28 protein-coding genes, 1 other RNA gene, 1 pseudogene and 1 other annotated feature are annotated in these 26,032 nt (G+C 54.6%); of the genes and pseudogenes, 12 read left to right on the forward strand and 18 right to left on the reverse strand.

Annotated elements, in window-relative coordinates; all coding sequences use genetic code 11:
* Nucleotides 1-43 precede the first annotated feature (43 nt).
* From htpG to ACSZO1_RS01120, 6 genes and pseudogenes are all read right to left on the reverse strand, one after another.
* Entirely contained in the window at nt 44-1,918 is a 1,875-nt protein-coding gene (htpG, locus tag ACSZO1_RS01095; RefSeq protein WP_437608666.1) for a molecular chaperone HtpG, read from the reverse strand.
* Between the two features lie 98 nt (nt 1,919-2,016).
* A complete protein-coding gene (recR, locus tag ACSZO1_RS01100) occupies nt 2,017-2,622 on the reverse strand; it encodes a recombination mediator RecR (RefSeq protein ID WP_437608668.1) in 606 nt (201 codons plus the stop codon).
* Nucleotides 2,622-2,951 (reverse strand): YbaB/EbfC family nucleoid-associated protein, encoded by a 330-nt coding sequence (locus ACSZO1_RS01105; RefSeq protein WP_437608670.1) that lies wholly within the window; start codon nt 2,949-2,951, stop codon nt 2,622-2,624. The genes recR and ACSZO1_RS01105 overlap by 1 nt, the downstream gene beginning before the upstream one ends.
* Nucleotides 2,952-3,121: 170 nt before the next feature.
* Nucleotides 3,122-5,113: a DNA polymerase III subunit gamma/tau gene (gene dnaX, locus ACSZO1_RS01110; RefSeq protein ID WP_437608672.1), complete on the reverse strand. Its 1,992-nt coding sequence runs from the start codon at nt 5,111-5,113 to the stop codon at nt 3,122-3,124.
* Nucleotides 3,719-3,780 (reverse strand) — a sequence feature (DnaX frameshifting element). Its footprint overlaps the gene before it by 62 nt.
* Nucleotides 5,114-5,204: 91 nt before the next feature.
* Nucleotides 5,205-5,756, reverse strand: coding sequence for an adenine phosphoribosyltransferase (gene apt, locus ACSZO1_RS01115; RefSeq protein WP_437608674.1), 552 nt, complete (start codon nt 5,754-5,756; stop codon nt 5,205-5,207).
* Nucleotides 5,757-5,913: 157 nt separating this feature from the next.
* A pseudogene (locus ACSZO1_RS01120) lies at nt 5,914-6,290 on the reverse strand (DUF454 family protein).
* A 31-nt stretch (nt 6,291-6,321) separates the two neighbouring features.
* On the opposite strand from ACSZO1_RS01120, the gene priC reads away from it, so the two are divergent.
* The 3 genes from priC (at nt 6,322) to rsmS (ending at nt 7,444) form a co-directional block, all read left to right on the forward strand.
* Nucleotides 6,322-6,825, forward strand: coding sequence for a primosomal replication protein PriC (gene priC, locus ACSZO1_RS01125; RefSeq protein WP_437608676.1), 504 nt, complete (start codon nt 6,322-6,324; stop codon nt 6,823-6,825).
* Nucleotides 6,826-6,987: 162 nt separating this feature from the next.
* A complete protein-coding gene (locus ACSZO1_RS01130) occupies nt 6,988-7,233 on the forward strand; it encodes a GlsB/YeaQ/YmgE family stress response membrane protein (protein ID WP_437608678.1) in 246 nt (81 codons plus the stop codon).
* Nucleotides 7,234-7,273: 40 nt separating this feature from the next.
* Complete coding sequence (gene rsmS / locus ACSZO1_RS01135; protein WP_437608680.1) at nt 7,274-7,444, forward strand: pleiotropic regulatory protein RsmS; 171 nt, start codon at nt 7,274-7,276, stop codon at nt 7,442-7,444.
* Here the strand turns inward: rsmS and acrR are convergent.
* A complete protein-coding gene (gene acrR / locus ACSZO1_RS01140) occupies nt 7,420-8,070 on the reverse strand; it encodes a multidrug efflux transporter transcriptional repressor AcrR (RefSeq protein WP_437608682.1) in 651 nt (216 codons plus the stop codon). The genes rsmS and acrR overlap by 25 nt on opposite strands.
* 142 nt (nt 8,071-8,212) lie before the next feature.
* Between acrR and ACSZO1_RS01145 the strand changes: the two genes are divergently transcribed.
* The 4 genes from ACSZO1_RS01145 (at nt 8,213) to ykgO (ending at nt 13,122) form a co-directional block, all read left to right on the forward strand.
* Nucleotides 8,213-9,403, forward strand: a complete 1,191-nt coding sequence (locus ACSZO1_RS01145; RefSeq protein WP_437608684.1) for an efflux RND transporter periplasmic adaptor subunit — start codon at nt 8,213-8,215, stop codon at nt 9,401-9,403.
* A gap of 17 nt (nt 9,404-9,420) precedes the next feature.
* Nucleotides 9,421-12,573, forward strand: coding sequence for a multidrug efflux RND transporter permease subunit AcrB (gene acrB / locus ACSZO1_RS01150; RefSeq protein WP_437608686.1), 3,153 nt, complete (start codon nt 9,421-9,423; stop codon nt 12,571-12,573).
* A 135-nt stretch (nt 12,574-12,708) separates the two neighbouring features.
* On the forward strand, nt 12,709-12,969 hold the full coding sequence (locus tag ACSZO1_RS01155; RefSeq protein ID WP_437608688.1) for a type B 50S ribosomal protein L31: 261 nt from the start codon (nt 12,709-12,711) through the stop codon (nt 12,967-12,969).
* Between the two features lie 9 nt (nt 12,970-12,978).
* On the forward strand, nt 12,979-13,122 hold the full coding sequence (gene ykgO, locus ACSZO1_RS01160; RefSeq protein WP_013508157.1) for a type B 50S ribosomal protein L36: 144 nt from the start codon (nt 12,979-12,981) through the stop codon (nt 13,120-13,122).
* A 278-nt stretch (nt 13,123-13,400) separates the two neighbouring features.
* On the opposite strand, the gene ACSZO1_RS01165 is transcribed toward ykgO, so the two are convergent.
* Genes ACSZO1_RS01165 through ACSZO1_RS01180 form a run of 4 tightly spaced genes read right to left on the reverse strand, consistent with a single transcriptional unit; the run spans nt 13,401 to nt 15,947 of the window.
* The gene (locus ACSZO1_RS01165; RefSeq protein WP_437608690.1) at nt 13,401-14,279 is read right to left on the reverse strand and encodes a metal ABC transporter substrate-binding protein; all 879 of its coding nucleotides are present in this window, start codon (nt 14,277-14,279) and stop codon (nt 13,401-13,403) included.
* A complete protein-coding gene (locus ACSZO1_RS01170; protein WP_437608692.1) occupies nt 14,276-15,148 on the reverse strand; it encodes a metal ABC transporter permease in 873 nt (290 codons plus the stop codon). Before ACSZO1_RS01170 ends, ACSZO1_RS01165 begins: the two co-directional genes overlap by 4 nt.
* Entirely contained in the window at nt 15,145-15,828 is a 684-nt protein-coding gene (locus tag ACSZO1_RS01175; RefSeq protein WP_437608694.1) for a metal ABC transporter ATP-binding protein, read from the reverse strand. The genes ACSZO1_RS01170 and ACSZO1_RS01175 overlap by 4 nt, the downstream gene beginning before the upstream one ends.
* Nucleotides 15,825-15,947: a hypothetical protein gene (locus tag ACSZO1_RS01180; protein WP_437608696.1), complete on the reverse strand. Its 123-nt coding sequence runs from the start codon at nt 15,945-15,947 to the stop codon at nt 15,825-15,827. Before ACSZO1_RS01180 ends, ACSZO1_RS01175 begins: the two co-directional genes overlap by 4 nt.
* Nucleotides 15,948-16,246: 299 nt before the next feature.
* On the opposite strand from ACSZO1_RS01180, the gene ACSZO1_RS01185 reads away from it, so the two are divergent.
* The 3 genes from ACSZO1_RS01185 (at nt 16,247) to ACSZO1_RS01195 (ending at nt 17,381) form a co-directional block, all read left to right on the forward strand.
* Complete coding sequence (locus ACSZO1_RS01185) at nt 16,247-16,600, forward strand: hypothetical protein (RefSeq protein ID WP_437608698.1); 354 nt, start codon at nt 16,247-16,249, stop codon at nt 16,598-16,600.
* Between the two features lie 152 nt (nt 16,601-16,752).
* Nucleotides 16,753-17,133 carry an Hha toxicity modulator TomB gene (tomB, locus tag ACSZO1_RS01190; RefSeq protein WP_437608806.1) on the forward strand — a complete coding sequence of 127 codons (381 nt, stop codon included), beginning with the start codon at nt 16,753-16,755 and terminating at the stop codon, nt 17,131-17,133.
* A gap of 29 nt (nt 17,134-17,162) precedes the next feature.
* Entirely contained in the window at nt 17,163-17,381 is a 219-nt protein-coding gene (locus ACSZO1_RS01195; protein ID WP_017800956.1) for an HHA domain-containing protein, read from the forward strand.
* 57 nt (nt 17,382-17,438) lie between these two features.
* Here the strand turns inward: ACSZO1_RS01195 and ffs are convergent.
* An RNA gene (gene ffs, locus ACSZO1_RS01200) (signal recognition particle sRNA small type) lies at nt 17,439-17,535 on the reverse strand.
* Between the two features lie 294 nt (nt 17,536-17,829).
* Between ffs and ACSZO1_RS01205 the strand changes: the two genes are divergently transcribed.
* Complete coding sequence (locus ACSZO1_RS01205) at nt 17,830-18,144, forward strand: MGMT family protein (RefSeq protein ID WP_437608701.1); 315 nt, start codon at nt 17,830-17,832, stop codon at nt 18,142-18,144.
* Between the two features lie 37 nt (nt 18,145-18,181).
* Here the strand turns inward: ACSZO1_RS01205 and ACSZO1_RS01210 are convergent, their stop codons facing one another.
* Nucleotides 18,182-18,739 (reverse strand): YbaY family lipoprotein, encoded by a 558-nt coding sequence (locus ACSZO1_RS01210; protein ID WP_437608702.1) that lies wholly within the window; start codon nt 18,737-18,739, stop codon nt 18,182-18,184.
* Nucleotides 18,740-18,965: 226 nt separating this feature from the next.
* Between ACSZO1_RS01210 and tesB the strand changes: the two genes are divergently transcribed.
* Nucleotides 18,966-19,826, forward strand: a complete 861-nt coding sequence (gene tesB / locus ACSZO1_RS01215) for an acyl-CoA thioesterase II (RefSeq protein ID WP_437608704.1) — start codon at nt 18,966-18,968, stop codon at nt 19,824-19,826.
* 140 nt (nt 19,827-19,966) lie between these two features.
* Here the strand turns inward: tesB and amtB are convergent, their stop codons facing one another.
* From amtB to ACSZO1_RS01240, 5 genes are all read right to left on the reverse strand, one after another.
* Nucleotides 19,967-21,253 (reverse strand): ammonium transporter AmtB, encoded by a 1,287-nt coding sequence (gene amtB / locus ACSZO1_RS01220; protein WP_437608706.1) that lies wholly within the window; start codon nt 21,251-21,253, stop codon nt 19,967-19,969.
* Between the two features lie 34 nt (nt 21,254-21,287).
* The gene (gene glnK / locus ACSZO1_RS01225) at nt 21,288-21,626 is read right to left on the reverse strand and encodes a P-II family nitrogen regulator (protein ID WP_437608708.1); all 339 of its coding nucleotides are present in this window, start codon (nt 21,624-21,626) and stop codon (nt 21,288-21,290) included.
* A 265-nt stretch (nt 21,627-21,891) separates the two neighbouring features.
* Nucleotides 21,892-23,661 carry a SmdB family multidrug efflux ABC transporter permease/ATP-binding protein gene (locus ACSZO1_RS01230; RefSeq protein WP_437608710.1) on the reverse strand — a complete coding sequence of 590 codons (1,770 nt, stop codon included), beginning with the start codon at nt 23,659-23,661 and terminating at the stop codon, nt 21,892-21,894.
* On the reverse strand, nt 23,654-25,423 hold the full coding sequence (locus ACSZO1_RS01235; RefSeq protein WP_437608712.1) for a SmdA family multidrug ABC transporter permease/ATP-binding protein: 1,770 nt from the start codon (nt 25,421-25,423) through the stop codon (nt 23,654-23,656). The genes ACSZO1_RS01230 and ACSZO1_RS01235 overlap by 8 nt, the downstream gene beginning before the upstream one ends.
* Nucleotides 25,424-25,469: 46 nt before the next feature.
* A complete protein-coding gene (locus ACSZO1_RS01240) occupies nt 25,470-25,931 on the reverse strand; it encodes an Lrp/AsnC family transcriptional regulator (RefSeq protein WP_437608714.1) in 462 nt (153 codons plus the stop codon).
* Between the last annotated feature and the right edge of the window lie 101 nt (nt 25,932-26,032).

A 26,032-nucleotide genomic window follows, 5' to 3' on the forward strand; every position in this document is an offset into this window, starting at 1 on the left:
TTCCCCCACATCGTGGGGGAAGGAGCCAAAGGCAATCAGGCAATCAGGCAATCAGCAGCTGATTCATACGGCGGATAAACTGGTTTGGATCTTCCAGCGTGCCGCGTTCCGCGAACAGCGCCTGATCCAGTAACAGTTCAATCCACTCCGCAAAGCGCGCCTCATCTGCCGTATCCGCTGCGCGTTTCACCAGCGCGTGATCCGGGTTGATCTCAAACAGATACTTCACTTCCGGCACCTGCTGCCCTGCGGCTGCGAACAGTTTCGCCATCTGGGTGCTCATCTCGTTGGCATCCGTGGTGACGATGGCAGGAGTATCGGTTAAGCGATGCGTCAGACGTACCTCTTTCACGCGGTCACCCAGCAGAGTTTTCACACGCTCAATAAACGGCTCCAGCGCTTTTTCCGCTTCCTTTTGCTCTTCGCTCTCTTCGTCCGCCAGTTTGCTCAGCTCATCATCCGCTTTGCTCACCGACTGGAAGGCCTTACCGTCGAACTCGGTCAGGTAGCTCATCATCCACTCATCAATACGGTCTGAGAGCAGCAGCACTTCGATACCTTTCTTACGGAACACTTCCAGATGCGGGCTGCTTTTCGCCGCGGCATAGCTGTCGGCGGTGATGTAGTAGATCTTCTCCTGACCTTCCACCATGCGGCTGACGTACTCTTCCAGCGACACGGTCTGCGCCGCGCCATCGCTGCTGGTAGAAGCAAAGCGCAGCAGTTTAGCAATCGCTTCACTGTTAGCTGAGTCTTCCGCCGGGCCTTCTTTCAGCACCAGACCGAACTGCTGCCAGAAGGTCTGATATTTTTCCGCATCATCCTTCGCCATTTTTTCCAGCATCTGCAGCGCACGCTTGCTCAGCGCACTGCGCAGAGTCTGGGTAATACGGCTGTCCTGCAGAATCTCGCGCGAGACGTTCAGCGGCAGATCATTGGAATCGATCAGCCCGCGCACAAAGCGCAGGTAGTTCGGCATAAACTGTTCCGCGTCATCCATGATAAACACGCGCTGTACATACAGTTTCAGGCCGTGTTTATGATCGCGGTTCCACATATCCCACGGCGCCTGCGCCGGAATATACAGCAGGCTGGTGTATTCCTGTTTACCCTCAACACGGTTGTGGCTCCAGGCCGCCGGGTCGGTAAAGTCATGGGCGATATGTTTGTAGAACTCTTTATATTCGTCTTCGCTGATATCGGACTTGTTACGCGTCCACAGCGCCTGAGCTTTGTTAATTTTTTCCCAGTGAGTGGTGTCGTCTTCTTCGTTCCGCTGCTCAATCTCTACCGGCAACGCGATATGATCGGAGTATTTGCTGATGATGCTGCGGACACGCCACGCATCCAGGAACTCATCTTCACCTTCACGCAGGTGCAGGGTAATTTCTGTGCCGCGTTCATCTTTGCTGATATCGGCGATGGTGTATTCGCCCTCACCTGCGGATTCCCAGAACACCGCTTCATCCGCGCTGGCGCCAGCCGCACGGGTACGCACAGAGACTTTATCAGCGACGATAAACGCGGAGTAGAAGCCGACACCGAACTGACCAATCAGCTGGCTGTCTTTTGCCTGGTCGGAACCCAGCGATTCAAGGAAGGATTTGGTGCCTGATTTCGCAATGGTGCCAAGGTTTTCAATCACTTCATCACGACGCATACCAATACCGTTATCGCTTAAGGTAAGGGTACGTTGTTCCTTGTCGACAGAAACCCGTACGCGCAGTTCGCCATCACCATCATAGAGTTCGGGCGCAGACAGCGCACGAAAACGCAGCTTATCAGCAGCATCAGAGGCGTTGGAGATCAGCTCACGCAGGAAGATTTCTTTGTTTGAATAGAGGGAATGGATCATCAGGTGCAGAAGTTGTTTTACTTCTGACTGGAAGCCACGAGTCTCTTGTTCTTTCATGGTCATTGATTCCTCAACAAATCAGGTTTATTGAATGTTGCAGAGGAGATGGGGATGAAAAATCGCTTTTCAAGCAGGTACGGCAACACCGTACCTGTGAATGCTTAAAACTTAATCTTCTGTCGCCCTGCCAGCGAGTGCGACAGGGTGGTGCCGTCCACCATTTCCAGTTCGCCACCCATCGGTACACCGTGGGCGATACGACTGGCGTCCACACCGTATTGCCCGCATAACTCGGCAATATAGTTAGCGGTCGCCTCCCCTTCCACCGTCGGGTTGGTGGCGAGGATCACTTCATGAATGGTTTCACGTTCCAGACGCTGTTCCAGCCGGTCGAGGCCAATATCATTCGGGCCGATACCATCCAGCGGTGAAAGATGCCCCATCAGCACAAAGTAGCGACCGGCAAACTGCCCGGTCTGCTCAATGGCGTGGATATCTGCCGGGCTCTCCACCACGCAGATCTGACCATTTTGCTGACGCCGTGGATTGGCACAGATGGTACAGATATCCTGCTCAGTGAAGGTACGGCAGTCGGCGCAGTGGCCGATTTCCGACATCGCGCGGGTCAGCGCCTGCGCCAGACGCATACCGCCGCTGCGATCGCGCTGTAACAGCTGAAACGCCATGCGCTGCGCGGATTTCGGCCCGACGCCGGGTAAGCAACGCAGCGCCTCCATCAGTGCTTCGAGGAGCGGGCTGGTCTGCATCAGAATGGCATCTTAAAGCCCGGCGGCAGTTGCATACCGCTGGATACTGATGCCATTTTCTCTTTCTGTGCTTCACCGATGCGGCGTGCAGCGTCGTTAAACGCAGCAGCAACCAGATCTTCCAGCATATCTTTGTCGTCTTCCAGCAGGCTCGGATCGACTTCCACACGACGGCAGTTATGTGCGCCATTGATGGTCACTTTAACCAGGCCCGCGCCGGATTCGCCGGTGACTTCCATCGCCGCGATCTCTTCCTGCACCTGTGCCATTTTGTCCTGCATCTGCTGGGCCTGCTTCATCAGGTTGCCCAAACCGCCTTTACCAAACATAGTCTTCTCTCTCAACTCAGGCCGCGGAGATACGCTTCATAATTCAGGCTGCTGGTACGTTGGCTGCGCCCGCTCACCCCGGTCACATAGTTGACTATGCTCCCGGGGATTCGCGGGCTTGCCGCCTTCCTGCAACCCGAATTATTTTGCGTATTCGCTGATGCGGCGGTTCAAACGGGGCGAATACTCTCTTCATCCAAATCGGCGTCAAAGAAACGCCGCAATGTCTGAATATGCGTATCCGCGATTATTGACTGACGCGCCTGCGTCAGCTTCTCTTCATAAATCGCCTGTCGCCACTCCAGTGGCGTTAACACTGACGGATTATCATCTTCAATAATCGTCAGTTCAATATGCTGTCCGGCATGTTCGCTCATCGCTTCCGCCAGCGTTTTTTGCGCCGATGCCGAATTAAGGTGGCGCTGCCCCGAACGTAAATGCAGGCACACGCCCTGCTCCGTCGGCTCTTTCCAGGCATTCAGCGCCAGCTGCTGCACCAGTTTCGGGATTTTCAGTGCAGCGATCTCCGCTGCCCACGCATCCCGCACCAGCGACTCTTCCGCCAGTTTGGCGGACAACTCCGGTGTTTTTTCATGCTCCAGCGCCGAACGCAACGCTTTTGGCGTGGCGACCACTGTCACCTTTTCTTCCGTTGGCGTCTGCGCTTTCCAGCGATACGCTTCCGGTTTTGCCGCTACCTGCTCAGCTGCGGCCTGCTGGCGCTGCTGACTGCGTTCGGTAACGGAAGCGAGGCGTTCCAGTGCCGAGCCAGCCGGCCGCGCTGTCTGCGCCGCCGGCTCACTCTTTTTTGTTTTGGCCGCTCCCTGCTGACGCATCAGCTGGGTACGTGCCTGCAGTAGCTGGCTGGTTGCATCCGGCAAATGGCTGGGCGGCGCATCCGGTGGCGCAGCAGGCGGTGCATTGCCCGCCGATGGCGGCGACCAGGATTGTTGCGGTGCAGCAGGCGGTTGCGCGGGTGCGGACGGCATCGGGGATGGCGGCTGAGCAGCTTGCGCATGAGGTGCCTGTGCCTGCGGCATCAGCGCCGGACGCGCGACGGGTTCAGCAATCACCTGACGCGGGTGAAAGGCGAGTGCTCGCAGCAGCGTCATCTCAACGCCCATGCGGCGATCCGGCGCCAGCGCCAGCTCTTTGCGTCCCACCAGCAGCGTCTGGTAATAAAGTTGTACATCAGCAGGCGGCAGTACGCGCGCCAGTTCACGCAAACGCTGCTCCAGTGCTGCGGGTTCATCACCCATCGCTGATGGCAACAGCTGCACCATGGCGATACGGTGCAGCAGGCGCAGCATTTCGACCAGCAGCGCTTCCCACTCCACGCCGCGTGACGCCGCCTGGTTGAGCAGTGTCATCACCTGCTGACCATTAGCGTCCACTAATGCTTCAATCAGCGCCAGCGGCTGTTCATCATCCAGCGTGCCGAGCATCGCGGCGACAGTGTCTGTGGCGATCTGCCCCTGCCCCATGGCTATTGCCTGGTCGGTCAGGCTCAGCGCGTCACGCATACTGCCATCGGCCGCACGCGCCAGCAGTTGCAGCGCACGGCTTTCCGCGCTGATCTGCTCCTGCTGTAAAATATGTTCCAGCTGGCCGCGGATCTGCTCAACATCCAGCGCTTTGAGATGGAATTGCAGACAACGCGACAGAATGGTGACCGGCAGTTTTTGCGGGTCAGTGGTTGCCAGCAGGAATTTGACGTGTGATGGCGGCTCTTCCAGCGTTTTCAACAAGGCGTTGAAGCTGTGGCGCGACAGCATATGCACTTCGTCAATCAGGTAAACTTTGAAGCGACCCCGCGCAGGCGCGTACTGAACGTTATCCAGCAGGTCACGGGTATCTTCAACTTTGGTGCGCGAAGCGGCGTCGATCTCAATCAGATCGACAAAACGGCCCTGCTCGATTTCACGGCAGTTATCACACTGCCCGCAGGGCGTGGCGGTAATACCGCTTTCACAGTTCAGCCCTTTGGCTAACAGACGCGCAATGGTGGTCTTTCCCACACCGCGGGTGCCGGAAAACAGATAAGCGTGATGGATGCGTCCCAGCGACAGGCCATTCGCCAGCGCCGTCAGGACATGCTCCTGACCGACAACATCAGTAAACGCTTGTGGACGCCATTTGCGGGCAAGTACCTGATAGCTCATCAATTCGTGGGATGGTTAGTGACACAGAAGGTAATGCTAACACAGCCCCACCTTTACGGCGAGGCTGAATGCTGCGGCGGTCTGAAGCGTATCAGTGGCCGGGGAAGTTGACGAGGCTGTAACTGTTCACACCCAGTGCTTTCAGACGCGACTCACCTGGCAGATCAAACAGATTGATAATAAAGGCGGCATCTTTCACTTCACCACCGGCACGGCGGATCAGTTTCACCGTCGCATCGATGGTGCCGCCCGTTGCCAGCAGGTCATCGACCACCAGCACCACATCACCTGCCTGAATCGCGTCGGCGTGCAGTTGCAGGGTATCGGTGCCATATTCCAGCTCATAGTCTTCGCTGAGCACCGCACGCGGCAGTTTGCCCGGCTTACGCACCGGCACAAAACCGACACCCAGGCCCAGCGCCACTGGCGCGCCAAACAGGAAACCACGCGCTTCGGTGCCAACGACTTTGGTAATGCCCGCATTGCGATAGCGATCAACCAACAGTTCAATGGCGGTGGCAAACGCTTTCGGGTCTTCCAGCAGGCTGGTTACGTCACGAAAGAGGATGCCCGGCTTAGGATAATCCGGGATGCTTTTGATACTGTCTTTAAGATATTCAAGCTGCTGCGCAGTTGCGGTCATAATGTTATGCCTGGTAAAAACGAATCTGACTCGCGCAGCTTTGCCCCACTCTGACAGCGTAAAACTGCAGCAGGAAACAATAAATCCGGGGAAGCCGCGCACGAAAACGACCAAATCTAAGCAAACTGTCTGACAATTGCAACCATCAAGAGGGAAATCAGCGGTTTTGTTGTTCTGCCTCAACGACCGGCATACGCAATAAAAAAATGACCAGCACGCAGAGCATGCACAACAGCAAAATACGCACCCAAAGTATTTTCACCAGCCATAATGACACGGCGAAAGTGACAACCGTTAGCGCAATCGCCCGCCCTTTGGTTTTTGGCGGTAACGCGCGATGCTGCTGCCAGTGGCGAATATAGCTGCCAAACCAGGAACGGTAAAGTAACCAGGCGTGGAAGCGCGGCGACGAGCGCGCGAAGCACCAGGCGGCCAGTAACATAAAGGGCGTGGTCGGCAGCAGGGGTAAAAAAACGCCAAGCGTGCGAGAGCTATCGCCAGCCAGCCGATAATTATTAATAATATGCGCTGCATAGTGCGACCTGAATCCGTATGGAGAAACGAGATGAAAAGCAGCATCTTACTGCAACAACTGGATGCACGTCTCGAACAACTGGCGCACAGCGTTGCACCGCTGGCGGAGAGACGCACCCGGCGTGCACGTTTCGATCAGCAACTGTTTCACTGTCAGGGCCAGCGGCTCGGGGATTATCTGCAGGAAATCCGCGACACGCTGGCGCAGTTAAAACAGTGTGTCGCGGCGCAACATGCGGAGCAGCTGGCCTGGCTGGCGGAGCGTGTGGTGTTGCAGATGGGTGCACTGCAGCGGGAAGTGGCTAACCAGCCCGTCAGCCGTGCAACGGCGAATTCGCCGCAGCAAAAGCTGGCGCAGCACCGGGAGTTTGAGCGCCGCCTGCTGGCGATGATCGCCGAGCGCGAGCAACAGCTCGGCCAGCAGGAGACGCTGCTGCAACAGCAAGCGATCCAGCGCGAAATCGTGGCGCTGGAAGGCCGCTTGCAACGTTGCCGTGCAGCGTTAAAACTGATTGAGATGGCATGCCTCTCGTGATGGCATGACACCACCTCCCCTACAGGCGGGGAAGGCGGGGAAGGCGGGGATGGGGGGAAGACAAGCTCTGTGCTGGTCTTTCCCCCTCCCCAACCCTCCCCCACCACGTGAGGGAGGGAGTGTTCGCATCCCACGCCGTGTGTATAAAAAGGAGACAACGCAATGGGATTACTGTGCTGGATTATTATCGGTGTTATCGCCGCGCTGTTAATGCGTAAGTTTTTCCCTGGCCGCCAGGGCGGATCGGTGCCGACGCTGGTGCTTGCGGTGGCTGGCGCGCTGGTCGGTGGCTACGTCAGCAGCTATATCGGCTGGGGCGGGCTGGCGCTGCCGGATGCGCGAGCGCTGGTCATCGCGCTGCTCGGCGCACTGTTAATGCTACTGGTGGCAAAATTGTTACGCCTGTAGCGCCCCTTTGCCCTGCCAGAAATCAGCCACGGAGAGAGAAATGTCATTAGAAAATGCGCCGGATGAAGTAAAACTGGCGGTCGATTTGATTATGTTGCTGGAACAAAATGAGGTGGCGCCGCACACCGTGCTTGCCGCGCTGGAGATCATTAAGCGCGATTATCAAAGCAAACAGCAGAAGAAGCCTCAGGTGGCGGGGGGTAATGGCTGACGCAGCGCCGGACTGTTATTCAGCATATCCATTAATGTCTCGACCAGGGCGGGTGCGTCTTCCGCCAAATCGAAGCTGTCCGGCATAAACAGCCAGTTTTCCATAATTCCGCTGACGTAACCCCGCATGATCACGGCGGCACGGCGGGTATCCAGTTCCTTTGGTAACTGACCGTGATCAATGCAATCGCGCAGAACTTCTTCTATTTTTTCGTAACATTCCAGGTATAAATTTTGCTGAACCATTTGCAGAGTTGTCATTTCACCGACAAACTCACATTTATGGAAAATGATTTCCATTAGTGATCTTCTGCGCGGGTCACGTGCCGTCGCTTCAAATACATAGCACAGCATTGCGCGCAAAACAGAAAGTGGATCACCTGGGTATTTTATTTGATACTCAAGTTCGAGTTCATCCATGCCGGACTCAGACTGTTTCCAGATCTCATTCAGCACGTCGGCTTTATTTTTGAAATGCCAGTAAATCGCACCGCGCGTCACCCCAGCGGCCTGGGCAATGTTCGCCAGTGATGTCGCTGAGACACCATGCTCAGAAAAGCGCGCAATCGCCGCATCAATAATTTGGTTCCGCGTTTCAAGAGCTTGCTGTTTGGTTTTTCGTGCCATAGGGGTGATTATTTACAAAGGGGCAGATTTACATACATTTGCGAATGTATGTAACATAACACGACGATAATTTAAACGCAGCAATGGGTTATCGGGTTTGTGATCCATTGAACAATCGATATCGGACACTCGAGGTTTATTTATGAAAAAAAGCAGAGGGTTAACGCCTCTGGCCGCCGTCCTGATGATTTCAGGCAGCTTAGCGCTTACAGGATGTGATGAAAATAAATCCCAGGCAGCCGGCCAGCAACAAGCCCCTGAAGTTGGTGTCGTGACTCTGAAGACGGAAGCACTGAAAGTCACCACCGAATTACCAGGAAGGACCTCTTCCTTCCGCGTTGCAGAAGTCCGCCCACAAGTTTCGGGCATTATTTTGAAACGGAACTTCACCGAAGGTAGTGACATTAAAGCGGGAGAATCGCTGTATCAGATCGATCCAGCGACCTATCAGGCAGCGTATGACAGTGCTAAAGGTGACTTAGCGCAGGCACAAGCCAACGCGCAAATCGCGGCACTGACCGTCAAACGTTACAAACCGCTGTTGGGGACTAAATACATTAGCCAGCAGGACTACGACCAAGCGATCGCCACCCAAAGCCAGACGGCTGCGGCGGTGCAGGCAGCACAAGCCAATGTAGAAACGGCACGTATTAATCTCGCGTACACCAAAGTGACTTCGCCGATCAGCGGACGTATTGGCAAATCGTCAGTCACTGAAGGGGCGTTAGTCCAGAGCGCGCAAACCACGGCGTTAGCCACGGTACAGCAGCTTGATCCGATCTACGTCGATGTGACCCAGTCCAGCGATGAGTTCCTGCGTCTGCGTCAGGAGCTGGAATCCGGCAAGCTGAAACAGACCGATGGCAAAGCCAGTGTCACCCTGTTAACGCAGGATGGCGGCGCTTATGCCCAGACCGGCACCCTTGAGTTCTCTGATGTCACCGTGGATGAAACCACCGGTTCCATTACCCTGCGCGCCGTGTTCCCTAACCCGGATCAGCGTCTGCTGCCAGGCATGTTTGTGCGTGCGCGCCTTGATGAAGGCACCAACCCGAATGCACTGCTGGTGCCACAGCAGGGTGTAACGCGTTCACCAACCGGTGAAGCCACGGCGATGGTCGTCGGTGCAGACAATAAAGTGGAACTGCGTACGCTGAAAGCCGACCAGGCGATTGGGGATAAGTGGCTGGTTTCCGACGGGCTGAAGGCTGGCGATAAAGTGATCGTCACCGGTATTCAGCGTGCGAAACCGGGTGCTCAGGTGACTCCGCAGGAAGTGAGTGCAGACAACGCAAAACAGCAACAGGCGCCGTCTGAACCAACCAAGTCTTAAACAGGAGCCGCTGATACATGGCTAAGTTCTTTATCGATCGCCCCATTTTCGCGTGGGTAATCGCCATCATTATTATGCTGGCGGGTGCGCTATCGATTCTTAAACTGCCGATCGAGCAATATCCGAATGTTGCGCCGACGGCGATTGAGATCACCGCCAGCTACCCGGGTGCGGATGCGAAAACTCTGCAGGACTCAGTGACGCAGGTTATTGAGCAGAATATGAATGGCCTCGATGGCCAGATGTATATGAGTTCAAGCAGCGACTCATCCGGTACGGTGACGCTGACGGTCACCTTTGAGTCGGGCACTAACCCGGATATCGCCCAGGTGCAGGTGCAGAACAAACTGCAGCTGGCGATGCCGTTACTGCCGCAGGAAGTTCAGCAACAAGGGATCCAGGTACAAAAATCTTCCAGCAGCTTCCTGATGGTGGCTGGCTTTATCAGTGAAGATGGCACCATGACCCAGAACGATATCTCGGACTATGTCGGTTCTAATATTAAGGACCCGATTAGCCGTGTGTCAGGTGTGGGTGATACCCAGCTGTTCGGCGCTCAGTACGCGATGCGTATCTGGATGGATCCGCACAAACTGAACAACTACCAGTTGACGCCGGTAGACATCATCAGTGCAATTAACAGCCAGAACGCCCAGGTGGCGGCAGGTCAGCTCGGTGGTACGCCACCTGTACCTGGTCAGCAGCTGAACGCCTCGATTATTGCTCAGACGCGTCTGACCTCAACCGATGAATTCGGCAAAATCCTGCTGAAAGTGAATACCGATGGCTCACAGGTCCGCCTGCGGGATGTGGCGAAAATCGAGCTCGGTGGCGAAAGCTACGAAGTGATCGCACACTATAACGGTAAACCTGCATCCGGTCTGGGTATCAAGCTGGCGACTGGCGCTAACGCACTGGATACCGCAAATGCAGTAAAAGCAGAGCTGGCGAAACTGGAGCCGTTCTTCCCGTCAGGTCTGAAAGTGGTTTATCCGTATGACACCACGCCGTTCGTTAAGATTTCGATCTTCGAAGTGGTGAAAACGCTGGCGGAAGCTATCGTGCTGGTGTTTATCGTGATGTACCTGTTCCTGCAGAACTTCCGTGCGACGCTGATCCCAACCATCGCCGTACCGGTGGTGTTGCTGGGTACCTTCGCGATAATCGGTGCCTTTGGCTACTCGATAAACACGCTGACAATGTTCGGGCTGGTGCTCGCCATCGGTCTGCTGGTGGATGACGCCATCGTGGTGGTGGAGAACGTTGAGCGTGTGATGGTGGAAGAAGGATTGCCACCTAAAGAAGCCACGCGGAAATCGATGGGCCAGATCCAGGGCGCACTGGTCGGTATTGCTCTGGTGCTGTCCGCGGTATTTATTCCGATGGCGTTCTTCGGTGGTTCCACCGGGGTCATCTATCGTCAGTTCTCGATCACTATCGTGTCTGCGATGGTGCTGTCGGTGATTGTCGCGATGATTCTGACGCCAGCGCTGTGTGCCACCATGCTGAAGCCGGTTGCAAAAGGTGACCATGGAAAAACCACCGGGTTCTTCGGCTGGTTTAACCGCATGTTTGATAAGAGTACCCATCACTACACCGACAGTGTGGGTCATATCATTCGCAGCACCGGCCGTTATCTGGTGATCTACCTGGCGATTGTCGTGGGTATGGCGGTAATGTTTGTGCGCCTGCCAAGTGCGTTCCTTCCTGAAGAGGATCAGGGCGTACTGCTTACCATGGCCCAGTTGCCTGCAGGCGCGACACAGGAGCGTACGCAGAAAGTTCTGGATCAGGTGACCGATTACTACCTGAAAAACGAAAAAGAGAACGTTAACTCTGTCTTTACCGTTAACGGCTTCGGCTTCGCTGGTCGCGGACAGAATACCGGTATCGCCTTCGTCAGCCTGAAACCATGGGATGAACGTTCAGGTTCAGAGAACAAAGTCCCGGCGATTGCTGGCCGTGCGATGGGTGCACTTTCCGCTATCAAAGATGGCATGGTAATTCCGTTTAACCTGCCGGCGATTGTTGAACTGGGTCAGGCGACCGGTTTTGACTTCCAGCTGCTGGATCAGGCTAACCTTGGTCACGAAAAACTGACTCAGGCACGTAATCAGCTGTTTGGTATGATTGCCCAGCATCCGGACACGCTGGTGGGCGTGCGTCCAAATGGTCTGGAAGATACGCCGCAGTACAAACTGGATATCGACCAGGAGAAAGCACAGGCGCTGGGTGTCTCACTGTCTGATATCAACACCACTCTGACGGCCGCCTGGGGTGGTACTTACGTTAACGACTTTATCGACCGTGGTCGCGTGAAGAAAGTGTATCTGATGTCCGAAGCCCCTTACCGTATGCTGCCGAGCGATATTGGCAACTGGTATGTGCGTAACAGCAGTGGCTCAATGGTGCCGTTTACCGCCTTTGCCTCAGCGAAGTGGGAATACGGTTCGCCGCGTCTGGAACGTTATAACGGTCTGCCATCGATGGAACTGCTCGGTCAGGCGGCTCCGGGTAAAAGCTCCGGTGAGGCGATGGACTTGATGGAAAACCTGGCGTCACAGTTGCCAGCCGGTATCGGCTTCGACTGGACCGGTATGTCCTATCAGGAACGTCTGTCCGGCAACCAGGCCCCAGCCCTGTATGCCATCTCGCTAATCGTGGTGTTCCTGTGTCTCGCCGCACTGTATGAGAGCTGGTCCATTCCGTTCTCCGTCATGCTGGTAGTACCACTGGGGGTTATCGGTGCGCTGATCTTTACCACAGTACGTGGTCTGAGTAATGACGTTTACTTCGTGGTAGGCCTGCTGACAACCATTGGCCTGTCGGCGAAGAACGCGATATTGATCGTGGAATTCGCCAAAGACCTGATGGAGAAAGAAGGTAAAGGACTGGTGGAAGCGACACTGGAAGCGGTACGTATGCGTTTACGTCCAATTCTGATGACCTCGCTGGCGTTTATCCTTGGCGTACTGCCGCTGACTATCAGCACCGGCGCAGGTTCCGGTGCACAGAACGCGGTAGGTACGGGTGTGATGGGTGGTATGGTCACCGCAACAGTTCTGGCCATCTTCTTTGTGCCGGTATTCTTTGTGGTGGTGCGTCGCCGCTTCAGTAAGCACCGGGAAGAGATTGAACAGGGACATCCTGAACAACCGCAATCCCACTGATAATCAGTGATGCAAAAGAGGCCGCAATAGCGGCCTCTTTTTTTTGTCCTTTTCCCTGCAAGCTACCGGGTTGCTTTTGCCGCGATTACGGCGCATACTAATTGTTATGTTATAACATTAAGATTCGGAGTCGTAATGAAAGAAGGTATCCACCCCCACTATCGTCCGGTGATTTTTCATGACACCAGCGCCGACCACTATTTTAAAGTCGGCTCGACGATCAAAACCGATCGCACCGTTGAGTTTGAAGGTGAAACGTATCCGTATGTCACCCTGGATGTCTCTTCACAGTCGCATCCTTACTACACCGGCAAACAGAAGGATTTCAACAAAGAAGGCAGCGCCTCACGCTTCAACCAGCGTTTTGGTCGTTTCTTCGGAACCAGCGCAAAATAAGGGGCTATCATGCAGGTACTGAGTTCACTTCGTTCCGCCAAAACTCGCCATAAAGATTGCAAAGTCGTGCGTCGCAAAGGTCGTATCTATGTGATTTGCAAAACCAACCCGCGCTTTAAAGCGGTCCAGGGACGGAAAAAGAAAAAACGTTAGTGCTAGCCCCTGAGTCACTCAGTCTGCAGGAAAGCCAACGCACCTGTAGCCAGAATGACGATGGGGAATCCCCTAAGTCATTTAGGTTACAGGAAGGCGGCGACGCAGCGAATCCCCGGGAGCTTACATCAGTAAGTGACCGGGGTGAGTGAAGAAAGCCAACACACTTGTAGCCTGAATGAAGACGGGGAAATGTCGTGTTGTCGTTTGGGCCGGAGATATCCGGCCCTTTTTTTATCCCGGTATAAATATCCCCACCCTCGCGGGCAGGGAAAACATCACTTCATACTGGCCGCAATACTCTCAACATTATGTTTAAACGCTGTCACATAACTGGCTGCCGGACCGTCTTTTTCCGACAGCGCTTCCGGATACAGTTCTCCGCCCGGTTGCGCGCCGGTGGCTGAAGCAATCTGTTCCACCAGACGTGGGTCAGTCTGATTCTCAATAAAGTACGTATGGATCTTCCCGGCCTTCAGCTGCTTAATCAACGCCGCTACATCGCTGGCGCTGGCTTCTGACTCCGTCGAAAAGCCCACTGGTGCCAGGAACTGCACGCCATAACGCTGGCCGAAATAGCCAAACGCATCATGACTGGTGAGGATCTTTCTTTTCGCTGCTGGAATGGCACTAAAGGTTTTCTGCGCCCAGCTGTCCAGCTGATTGAGCTGACTGATATACGCCGTGCCACGCTGACGGAAATATTCAGCATCCTGCGGGTCGGCGGCAATCAGTGCATTCATCACATTACTGGCGTAAATCGCGCCATTGTGGATGCTGTTCCAGGCGTGCGGATCGGTGATGGTTTTGCCATCCTCTTCCATTTTACGCGTGTCGACACCCTCAGAGGTGATCACCACGTTGCCTTTATAACCCGAAGCCTGTACCAGACGATCCATCCAGCCTTCCATGCCCAGACCACTGACAAACACCACATCCGCTTTCGACAGCGCCTGGCTATCCTGCGGCGTCGGTTCAAAGCTGTGTGGATCACCATTCGGCCCGACCAGGCTTTTCACCTCCACATGCTCCCCACCCACCTGCTTAACGATATCTGCCAGCACGGTAAAACTGGCGACGGTTTCCACCGTCTTCGCCAGCGCTAACGGGCTGGCCATCAGCGCAGTCAGCGCCAGCGCGATTGGTAACTTCTTCATACTTTCTCCTTACCTGTCAAAAAACCACGGCGACGGTTCAGCAAACCGCCGTGTGGCCCGATTAAAATGGATATAAAAAACAGAATCGCGGCACTCAGCACCACAGCCGGACCGGCGGGCAGCGAGAGGTAAAATGAGGCGTACAGCCCGCTAAAACTGGCGATAACCGCCAGCAGCATCGCGGCGGCCAGCATGCCAGGCAGGCGCAGGCTCCAGAAGCGTGCACTGGTGGCAGGCAGCATCATCAGACCAACCGACATCAGTGTGCCCAGCACCTGAAAACCGGCGACCAGATTGATCACCACTAAAATAAGAAAAGCGCCATGCACCAGCGCCGGGCTCCAGCGGCTCTGAGCACGCAGGAAGCTGGCGTCAAAAGCATCGATCACCAGCGGGCGGTAGATCACCGCCAGCACCAGCAGCGTGAAGGCGGCAATCGCCCCCACCAGCAGAATGGACTGGTTGTCCACCGCCAGCAGCGAGCCGAACAGCACATGCAGCAGATCGACACTGGAGCCACGCAGCGATACCAGCGTGACACCCAGCGCCAGTGAACCGAGATAGAACCCGGCAAAACTGGCGTCTTCACGCAGCGGGGTAAAGCGGCTGACCGCACCGGACAGCAATGCAACGGACAAACCGGCGATAAAACCGCCAATTCCCATCGCCACCAGTGACAGGCCGGAAATCAGATAACCTATCGCCGCCCCCGGCAGCACAGCATGGGACAACGCATCACCCACCAGGCTCATACGGCGTAATTGCAGGAATACTCCCAGCGGCGTGGCGCAGATGGATAACGCCACACAAGCCACAAGAGCACGGCGCATAAAACCAAATTCAAGAAAAGGATGCAGCAGGTCCGTCATGATTGTCTGCCTCCAACCTGGCGTAAGGGCTGCGCACGCACCGCGCGGTTATGCCATTCCACGTCATCGGCATGCAGTTGCAACTGCTGCGGGAACCAGCTGTCCACCATTGCCAGGTCGTGCAGGACCACAACCAGCGTGCAACCTGCCCGATGGCGCTCCACCAGCACATCCAGCAGCAGTTCTACGGTCTGGCTGTCGATGCCGGTAAAAGGCTCATCAAGCAACAGCAATGGCGCCTGCTGCATCAGCAAACGGGCAAACAGCACCCGCTGCAGCTGCCCGCCAGACAGTGCGCCCGGCTGAGCATCAGCGAAATCCGCCATCCTGACGCGCTGCAGTGTCTGCATGATTTCACCACGCAGTTCGCGGTTTATCGCGCCAAACCAGCCGCAACGCGGCCAGCAGCCCATAGCCACCAGATCAAAGACGGTCAGCGGAAACTGACGTTCGATTTCTGACTGTTGCGGCAACCAGCCCATTGCTTTCGCCGGTACGCTGCGCTGATAGCGCCCGGTAACCGGCGGCAGCAGTCCGGCAAGGGTTTTCAGCAAAGTGGACTTGCCACTGCCATTCGCACCTGTCAGCGCCGTCATCGAACCGGCAGCGAAATGGCCATTAATGACCGGCGTAACCGGCTGGTGGCGATATCCCGCCTGTAAGTTTTGCAGGGTAATCATAGGGTGATAGCCCACCAGACAGCGGCGGCAAGCAACGCAACGGGCAGTAAGGTCAGCAACAGGCGACTGACGACCGAAAGCGTCAGCAACGTGGGTTGCGGAACAGAAGAGGAAGGCATGGAGAAGCTCCGGCACAATAAATATGTTATAACATAACGCTAAATGGTGTAACGGTTATGCCGCCAAAGCAAAGGAAAATGTATCAAGGTGTAACGTTATTTATCCCACAGCTGGGATCGTAATTTGATAAATAAAACTCAACAGCAAGGTGTGAACTATCGCAAAAAAAAGACAACATAGATAAAAATAAAAGTGATTAAAATCAAGTTGATAGTTTTTGCGCTTTTTTTGCCACTTGCTTTATTTGGTACTTAACACAATGATCAATATAAGTGGCTGTGAACTCTGTGACGGAAAAATGCGCAAATTAATTCCCTGCGACAATTTGCAGGATGTAGTCGACCCGCTAATATTGAAAGAAATAATCCAACAGAATATTCCCAAAATAGAACAGGATCTGGTGGGCGATTTAGCCTGGTATTCTGCCAGTGCCCGTTTTGTTCCCGGCAGTGTGAAAATTATTTCCGTAGATCCGCAGGGAAGTTTACGTTATAAGATGAGATATCAGTTCGCGTGGAACATATTCAATGCCTGTCTGGATATAGACGCCAGCGAGACGGTGTCGGAGAGCGTCAACTTCCAGATTATTCCCGGTTTTCTTGCTTTCGACCTGACAGACAATCAATACCCTTCAACCGATGGTGAATTGTAATTTTTGGTAATTAGCTCAGGCAACATTAATTAATTTGCGTTATATTCATAGTGTCCGTTTAATAAAGTATTTTTTATCATCGCTTCCAGGCCACAAACTTTGTGCCACAGTTCATGCACCAGCATGTATCACTTGCTATGGAGGGGAAAGAGATGGACGAATACTCGCCAAAAAGGCATGATATTGCCCAGTTGAAATTCTTGTGTGAAAATCTGTACGCTGAAAGTATGGCGACCCTCGGTGATAGTCATCACGGCTGGGTAAACGATCCGACTTCAGCGGTGAATCTGCAGCTCAACGAATTGATTGAACATATCGCTTCTTTCACCATGAATTACAAAATCAAGCATGTTGAGGATGAGGATCTGATTGCTCAGATCGATGAATATCTTGATGATACATTTATGCTGTTCAGTAACTACGGTATTAATGCTCAGGATCTTCAGCGCTGGCAAAAATCAGCCAAACGGCTTTTTAACATTTTCGCGGAAGAGTGCGCAATCCGGCCAACACCAGCCAGCCACTCATTTTAGCAACCCCTTATTTTTACTATGGTTTAACAATGACTGACAAAATTCTGACAAAAACAGATTATCTGATGCGTTTAAGACGCTGCCGTTCTATCGACACGCTTGAACGTGTAATTGAAAAAAATAAATACGAATTATCTGATGATGAATTAGAAGTGTTCAATTCCGCGGCAGATCACCGTTTAGCTGAATTGACCATGAATAAACTTTACGACAAAGTACCGGTTTCCGTCTGGAAATATGTACGTTAAAAGCAACTTTAAATAGCGTGGCGGGAATAGCAAAACGAGGGGCAGAAATGGTGGAGGCCCTGCCAGCGACATCCCGGCACACGCGTTACCTGCTGCGGCTGCTTCCTTCCGGACCTGACCGAGTTCACAAGTTAGCATTGCGGGAGAACCAACAGAGCCTCCATTGACGGCTCTCAACTTCAGAGCGCTGGCATTATCAATGATGCCCCCTCCAATTGCAAGCATACCCCCGGCGACCGTTGCTTTCTTGAACAGAAAGCGGCCTTTCGCCTGAAATAACGCCACGAAGGATAACCGATATTATTCTGATTCTCCTGGCGCCAGCCCGATGCGCCAGGTAAATACCCCCAGCGTTGCAGGGGCAAAAAAACGGCATTCGATAAAATTTGCTGTAGTATCGTGAAATCATCGATTAAGGTTTTGTCAATATTTTCACCGGGTCATTTTTATGTCTGATGATAATGACAGCTTCCCGCAACGCGTCTGGCAGATTGTCGCCGCCATTCCTTATGGTTGTGTCACTACCTATGGCGATATCGCCCGCCTTGCCGGTTCACCGCGCGCTGCGCGTCAGGTGGGTGGCGTGCTGCGTCGCCTGCCGCAAGGCAGCCAGCTTCCCTGGCATCGGGTGATTAACCGTAAAGGCGAAATCTCGTTAGTGGGTGACAGCTTAATGCGCCAGCGTGATGCGCTGGAAGCTGAAGGGATTGAAGTCAGTGATGACGGCAGAGTCTCACTGCCACAGTACCGCTGGCAGTATTAAGAATAGCGGGGCAAAACTGCCCCGCCCGCGTTGACGATCAGTAAGTGGTCGGTGCTGGCACCGCCGAAGATGGCGTGACCTGAGTTGGCGACGTGAGCGGTACGGTTGTCGCCGCCTCACTCTGCGTCTGCAGTGCCACTTCCGGCACCGGCACCAGCAGCAGTTCCGCTTTCGTACCACCGCCGTTAATCACCGGTTTCACGGTATCGGTGATAAAGGAGATTTTGCCGTTAATGGCAATCGCCGAACTCAACAGGATACGCGCGTTAGGCTGAATATCTGCCGGGTTATACGGCAGTTTAAAGTGGTATGGAGGTTGTTTGCCCTCGGTACGCACGACGCGTTGTGACAATACCCGCGATGGCGCATCCGCCACGCTGGCATCCGACAGGGTTACAGTGACAACCGCATCCGGCGGTAAGGCAACACGCTGACGAATATAAACAGTGGCATCAACATTTGGCTGCTCAATCGCGGCCTGTTGCCCGGCTGTCGGCGAGCTCATCGTTGGCGTGGCAATATCTTTGCTTTTTGGCGCACATCCCGCCAGCACCACAGCCAGCGCCGCGCCACTCATCAGATACCAGAATTTCATTGATCGATTCTCCTTCTTATCAATGTGTCCCATCCTGCAACGAACAGGACCGCGCTGTCAGCCAGCGACACACGTTAAAGCCTGGCACAAGTTGCTGATTTTTTCCTGCTGACAACTTTTCATCATTTATGATGGCGAAAAGAAGCAGATTCCGCTTTATCGCAGTTGACGGAAACTGGTCGGATCTCGCAAACTGAATCACTGAACCATTTTTGAGGGCGTTGCGATGAGCCAGGCACTGCAAAATCTGCTGAATCTACTCAATTTAGAAAAACTAGAAGAGGGGCTGTTTCGCGGCCAGAGTGAAGACTTGGGATTACGCCAGGTGTTTGGCGGCCAGGTGGTCGGCCAGGCGCTGTATGCAGCGAAACAGACTGTACCTGTCGAACGGGTGATCCACTCGTTTCACAGCTACTTCCTGCGTCCGGGAGACAGCCAGAAAGCGATTATCTATGACGTCGAAAACCTGCGCGACGGCCACAGTTTTAGCGCACGCCGTGTCAGCGCTATCCAGAATGGCCAGCCCATCTTCTATATGACCGCGTCGTTCCAGGCGCCGGAAAGCGGCTATGAGCATCAGAAAACGATGCCGCAGGTTCCCGGCCCGGATTTGCTGCCCTCAGAAACGGATATCGCCCGCCAGCTAGCAGAGTTTATCCCTGAGAAAGCGCGTGAGAAGTTTATCGCCGAGAAACCACTGGAAATGCGTCCGGTGAAATTCCATAACCCGCTGCAGGGACATGTGGATGAACCAGCACGTCAGGTGTGGTTCCGTGCCAATGGCCCCATGCCTGCGGATCTGCGTATCCATCAATATCTGCTCGGTTACGCGTCCGATTTCAATTTCCTGCCTGTGGCGTTACAGCCGCACGGTAAAGGCTTCCTCGAGCCAGGCATGCAGGTGGCGACGATTGACCACTCAATGTGGTTCCATCGCCTGTTTGACCTGAATCAGTGGCTGCTGTACAGCGTGGAGAGCACATCAGCCTCCAGTGCACGCGGTTTTGTACGTGGCGAGTTCTATAACCAGCAAGGTGAGCTGGTGGCGTCAACAGTACAGGAAGGTGTAATGCGCCTGCGCAGCTAACAGCGGGGAGTGAGTCGCCCGCCAGTAGAACAGCTGCAGGCGACCGGTTCCAGGAAAGAGTAAGGGGGCAATGCCGCAGCATTGCCCCCTTTGTTTTTTTATTATTTTAGCGCACTGCTCTTCTGAGCATATTTCCCGTCTTACTGGTTGTAAGCGTTTTCGCCGTGGCTGTTGACGTCCAGACCTTCACGTTCCTGGTCTTCCGGTACACGCAGGCCAACAATCATATCTGCCAGTTTGAAGCCGATGAAGGCCACCACACCGGTCCAGACGATAGTCAGTGCCACGCTCTCCAGCTGTACCATAACCTGATGGCCCATGGTCACACCTTCTGCGTAACCCACGCCACCCAGTGAAGAGGACGCGAACACACCCGTCAGGATACAGCCTACGATACCACAGACACCGTGCACACCAAATACATCACATGGGTCATCAACGCGCAGCCATTTTTTCAGTACTGTCACGCCCCACAGACCAGCGATACCACCCGCGATACCGATAATCAGCGCGCCGCCGACACCGACATAACCACAGGCTGGAGTAATCGCAACCAGACCGGCGATGAAACCAGAGCTGGCACCCAGCAGAGATGGCTTGCCACGGAACATCCACTCACCGAAGGTCCAGGCCAGCACCGCACCCGCCGTCGCCACCACGGTGTTGAGGAAGGCCAGGGCAGCAATTTCGTTCGCTGCGCTTGCTGAGCCAGCGTTGAAGCCGAACCAGCCGACATACAGGATAGCCGTACCGGTGAATACCATTGGCAGGTTGTGTGGTTTGAACGCTTCTTTACCGAAGCCCGCACGTTTACCCAGCAGGTAAGCACCAACCAGCCCCGCAACAGCGGCGTTGATGTGTACAACAGTACCGCCCGCGAAGTCCAGCGCGCCATCCTGAGCCAGGAAGCCGCCCGCCCATACCATGTGTGCAATCGGCAGGTAAGCCAGAGTCAGCCATACTGCAACGAAAATCAGCACCGCAGAGAAGCGGATACGTTCCGCAATCGCGCCAACAATCAGACCCACGGTGATACAGGCGAAGGAAGCCTGGAACGCCACATGGATATACTGATAGAAGGAGCCGGTTAAGGCAGTCAGTTCAATATTTTTCAGCATCGCCCAGCCGAAGCCGCCGAAGAAGGCGTTACCTTCGCTGAAGGCCAGTGAGTAGCCGTACAGCACCCACAGCACACATACCAGTGAGAAAGTGACCGCAACCTGCGTCAGCATCGACAGAACGTTTTTGCTGCGGATCAGGCCGCCGTAGAACAGGGCAATGCCAGGTATAGACATAAACAGCACCAGCGCGGTGCAAATCATCATAAAGGCGTTATCGGCTTTATCGACAACCGCAGGCGCCGCCATCGCCAGCGAGGGTAACAGTGCCAGGCTGGTGAGACCTAACGAAGTCAGTACTTTTTTCATTTTATTCCATCCCATCACAATTCAGAACGCGAAATTACAGTGCGGCTTCGTCTGTTTCGCCGGTACGAATACGGACGACACGCTGCAGTTCTGCAACGAAGATCTTACCGTCGCCAATTTTGCCGGTGTAGGCAGCTTTGCTAATGACATCAATCACTTCATCCACCTGATCGTCGGCAACCGCAATATCAATTTTCACTTTAGGCAGGAAATTTACGCTGTATTCGGCGCCGCGATACAGTTCTGCATGACCTTTCTGACGGCCGAAACCTTTCACCTCGGTGACGGTCAGCCCCTGAATACCGATATTCGATAATGCTTCACGCACATCTTCTAGTTTGAACGGTTTGATTACCACGGTAACCAGCTTCATAGGATCCCCTCCAGGTAGATAAATTGTTTGTCACACCGGACACGAGATGAGTAAAGCAAAGGCTGTGCCATAAATTAAAAAGGGGAAAAATTCAGGGGATTAGTCAGTCTGCGACTGCGGTCACGCTGTGAAGGGGATCACCCTTCACAAACAAGTAAGGTGTTGCGGTAACAAAAAACGCACCATTTCGGTGCGTTACGCGTTAAGGAAGTGCATCAATGCAGAACATTCCGAAAAAACTGTGCAAAAAAGGTGCAATTTGACTTTATGCTTCTGCCACCATGCCCGCGCTCAGTTCATCGCCAGCCAGCTGCAGCTGGTACATCTGCCAGTAGCGACCTTGCTGTGCCAGCAGGGCACGATGGTTACCCTGCTCGACCACCTGACCGCGATGCAGCACCAGAATATTGTCCGCTTCGGTAAGCGTCGACAGGCGATGGGCGATCACCACTAGCGTGGTGTGCTGGCGAATGGCGCGCAGCGCACGCTGCACCGCCTGTTCAGTACCGGAATCGATACTGGCGGTTGCTTCATCAAGGATCAGAATCTGTGGCGAGGCCACCAGCACACGCGCCAGCGCCAGCAACTGCTTCTGGCCGACCGACAGATTGTTGCCCTGCTCACCCAGCCGGGTATGAATGCCCTCCACCATGCCGCGTGCCAGTTCCGCCAGCTGTACTGTCTCCAGCGCCTGCCATACCTGCTGCTCACTGATGTCACGCCCCAGCGTAACATTGGCGAAGAAGGTATCAGCCAGCACCACCGGGTCCTGCTGCACCATCGCCACGCCCTGGCGCAAACTCTGGTGGCTGAGGCGGCTTAATGGCCGCCCGTCGAGGCGTATTTCGCCCTGTTTTAACGGGTAATACCCCATCAGCAGGTTGGCAAGCGTACTTTTCCCGCTGCCGGTATGACCCACCAGCGCAATAAAATCGCGCGATGCTACCTGCAGATTAATATCGCTCAGCACGTTGCGATCGTCACGATAGGCAAAAGTCAGGTTGTCGACCTCAATACGGCCACTGGTTAACGGCTGATTGTCGTCACCGTACTGCTGACGCGGCGCATCCATCAGCTCGAACATCCGCTCACCCGCCACCACCGCCTGCTGCAGCATCGACTGCTGGGTGGTCAGCTCAATCAACGGCTCATTGAGACGACCAAGGTAGTTAATAAAGGCATACAACACGCCAACCTCGATGCTGCCGACCTCCGAAAAGCCAAACAACAGCATCAGGCCGCACAGGATCATGGCCGAGAACAGGCTTAACAGCGGGCGCAGTAAAAAGCCATCCAGCCGCAGGGTCTGCATACGCGCCAGATAGTGCGAACGGCTGGCTTCGCCCATACGTTCACCAAAGCGCGCCTGCTGGCGGAACTGCTGGATCACGCTCATGCCGTTAATCACTTCATTAAAGCCGTTATTGATATCCGCCAGATAGCTGCGCACCCGACGCACAATCGGCGTGCTGTAACGCTGATAGATCAGCATCACAATCAGCACGGCCGGGAAAATGGTCACCGCCACCAGCGCCATACGCCAGTCGAGGCTGAACATCGCCACCAGCATGGCGCTAATCAGCGCCGCGCTACGCAACACCGTCGCCACCACCGTGACATAGAGATCGCGCACCACTTCACTGTCGTTGGTGACACGCGAGATAATCTGCCCGACCGGCTGGGTATCAAATGCGCTCAGCGGCTGGCGTAATGCCGCATCCATCACATCGCTGCGCAGACGTTGCACCACGCCAACCGCCGCCTGGTTAAACAACAGTGACTGACTGTAATGCAGTGCCGCGGCCAGCAGCTGCAGCAGGATATACGCCGAGACCAGCCCCAGCACGATGCCCAGCGGCATCTGGTGTTTTGCCACCAGATTATCAATAAAGTAGCTGATCAGAATGGGACCCAGCACTTCCGCCGCCGCCGCGATCCACAACAGCAGCACCGCGATGCCCAGCGATTTTCGCCACGGCTTACCGTAGGCCAGTAAACGTTTTAACGTCGGCCACAGCGTCGTCAGATTAGCCATGGGGCACTCCCTTTTCATTCTCATCGTCGTCCAGTGCCGCTTCCAGCTGCTGATAGCGGTTCATATCACTGTACCAGCCGTTCTGCGCAGCCAGCTGATCATGGCTGCCACGTTGTGCCACCACGCCATGCTGCATCACCAGAATCTCATTCGCTTCGGTCAGTGCCGACAGACGATGGGCGCTGATAATCACCGTGCGCCCTTCTCCCCAGCTGCGTAAATTGTGCAGGACCTGATGTTCAGTGCGCCCATCGACGGCCGACAGCGCATCATCCAGCAGCAAAATTTCGGCATCCAGCAGCAACGCGCGGGCGATGGCAATACGCTGTTTTTGCCCGCCGGACAACATCACACCACGTTCACCGACTTCAGTTTCATAACCCTGCGGCAGACGCAGAATATCGTCATGCACGCTGGCCAGACGCGCCACCCGCTCAATGTCACTGCGCGTGGCATTCGGCCGCCCAAGGGCAATATTGTTCGCCACGCTGTCAGAGAACAGGAATGGTGTCTGACTCACCACCGCCAGCCGGCTGCGCCAGTTGTCGATGCGCAGCTGCGTCAGCGGCATACCGTGATAACGAATATCACCCTGCGCACTGTCGAAATGGCGCTGAATCAGGCTCAGTAACGTGGTTTTGCCTGCCCCGGTGGGCCCGCACAATCCCAGCATCTGGCCGGGTTTCAGATTGACATTAATATTGCGCAGCGAAGGCTGCTGGCTGCCCGGATAAGTAAATTCACGGACTGCCACCTGCAGCAGACCACGCCCTTCTGTCAGGGTTTTATCACCATCGGCAACAGCGGGCGCTTCGTTCAGCAGCGAGCGGATACGGCTCCACGCCGCACTGCCGCGCTCGACGATATTAAACATCCATGCCAGCGCCAGCATCGGCCAGATCATCAGGCCGAGATACATCACAAAGCTGGTCAGCTGGCCAAGCGTCATCTGCCCGTGCCACACCATCCAGCTACCGCCGCCAATTGCCAGCAGATTGGACAGACCAATCGCGATATAGATGGTCGGATCGAAACGCGCATCGACGCGCGCCACACGCATATTTTTTTCACCGGCATCACGGGCAATCGCCGCGAAACGCGCGGACTGATGATCTTCCAGACCAAAGGCTTTGATCATGCGGATACTGGTCAGGCTCTCCTGCGTCTGATCGTTTAAAGAGGAGAACGCCGCCTGCGCCAGTTTGAAGCGGTTATGCAGTTGCTCGCCGTAGCGCTTAATCACCAGCGCCATCAGCGGCATTGGCAGCAGCGCCAGCAGAGTTAGCTGCCAGCTGATTTGCGTGCTCATTACCAGCAGCACCATCAGCCCCATCACCAGCGAATCCACCAGCGTCAGCACGCCTTCGCCGGCCGCAAACACCACGCGATCGACATCGTTGGTCGCACGAGCGATCAGATCACCGGTACGGTGACGCAGGTAAAATTCGGGATGTTGCCGGCTCAGCTGGCGATAGAAATCCTCGCGCAGTTCCACCGCCAGTTGATAAGAGGCGCCAAACAGCAGCACGCGCCAGACATAGCGCAGCAGGTAGACCACCACCGCAGTAAGCAGCATGGCACCAATCCACAGCAGAATTTGTCCGGTGTTCATCTGTTGTTGTGTCACGCCGTCGACCACTTCACCGACCACTTTTGGCGGCAGCAGCTGCAAAATCGCTATCACAATCAACAACGACACCGCGCCCAGATAACGACGCCATTCCCGGGCAAAAAACCAACGTAATTGGCTAAACAATCGCACGCAATATGTCCTGAATAAAATCGGCTGAGGTAATAGACCTCAATAATTAACAATTCACTGGCAGTGCCGTGGTGTATTTTATCTCTTCCATGGCAAAGCTTGAAGTGACATCAAGCAGTCCCGGAACGCCGTTCACTAATCGTTTGTAGAACGCATCATAGGATTTCATATCCTCCACCTGGATACGCAGCAGATAGTCGTACTCACCCGCCATACGGTAAAACGCCATCACTTCCGGCAGGCTGTGCACCACCTCAACAAACTGCTGATACCAGACACTGCTGTGCTGCTGGGTTTTAATCAGCATAAAGGCGGTCAGTGACAATCCGATTTTTTCACTGTCCAGCAGCGCCACTTTACCGCGAATGATGCCGTCATCCTCCAGCTTCTTCAGCCGTTTCCAGCAGGGCGTGGTGGTGAGATTTACCGCATCGGCCAGCGCCTGCAGTGACAGGGTGCAATCCTGTTGCAGCAGCGCCAGCAGTTTGCGGTCAGTTTTATCTAGCATGACGACACTCCGGAGAAAAATTTTCTCTTAGCAGGCGATTATACAGGAAAGAAGATAAACCTTTTTTCCCACAAATGCCTTACTCTGTAGCGACTATTTCC

The sequence above is a fragment of the Erwinia sp. V71 genome (assembly GCF_965644245.1).
Lineage (GTDB): Bacteria > Pseudomonadota > Gammaproteobacteria > Enterobacterales > Enterobacteriaceae > Erwinia.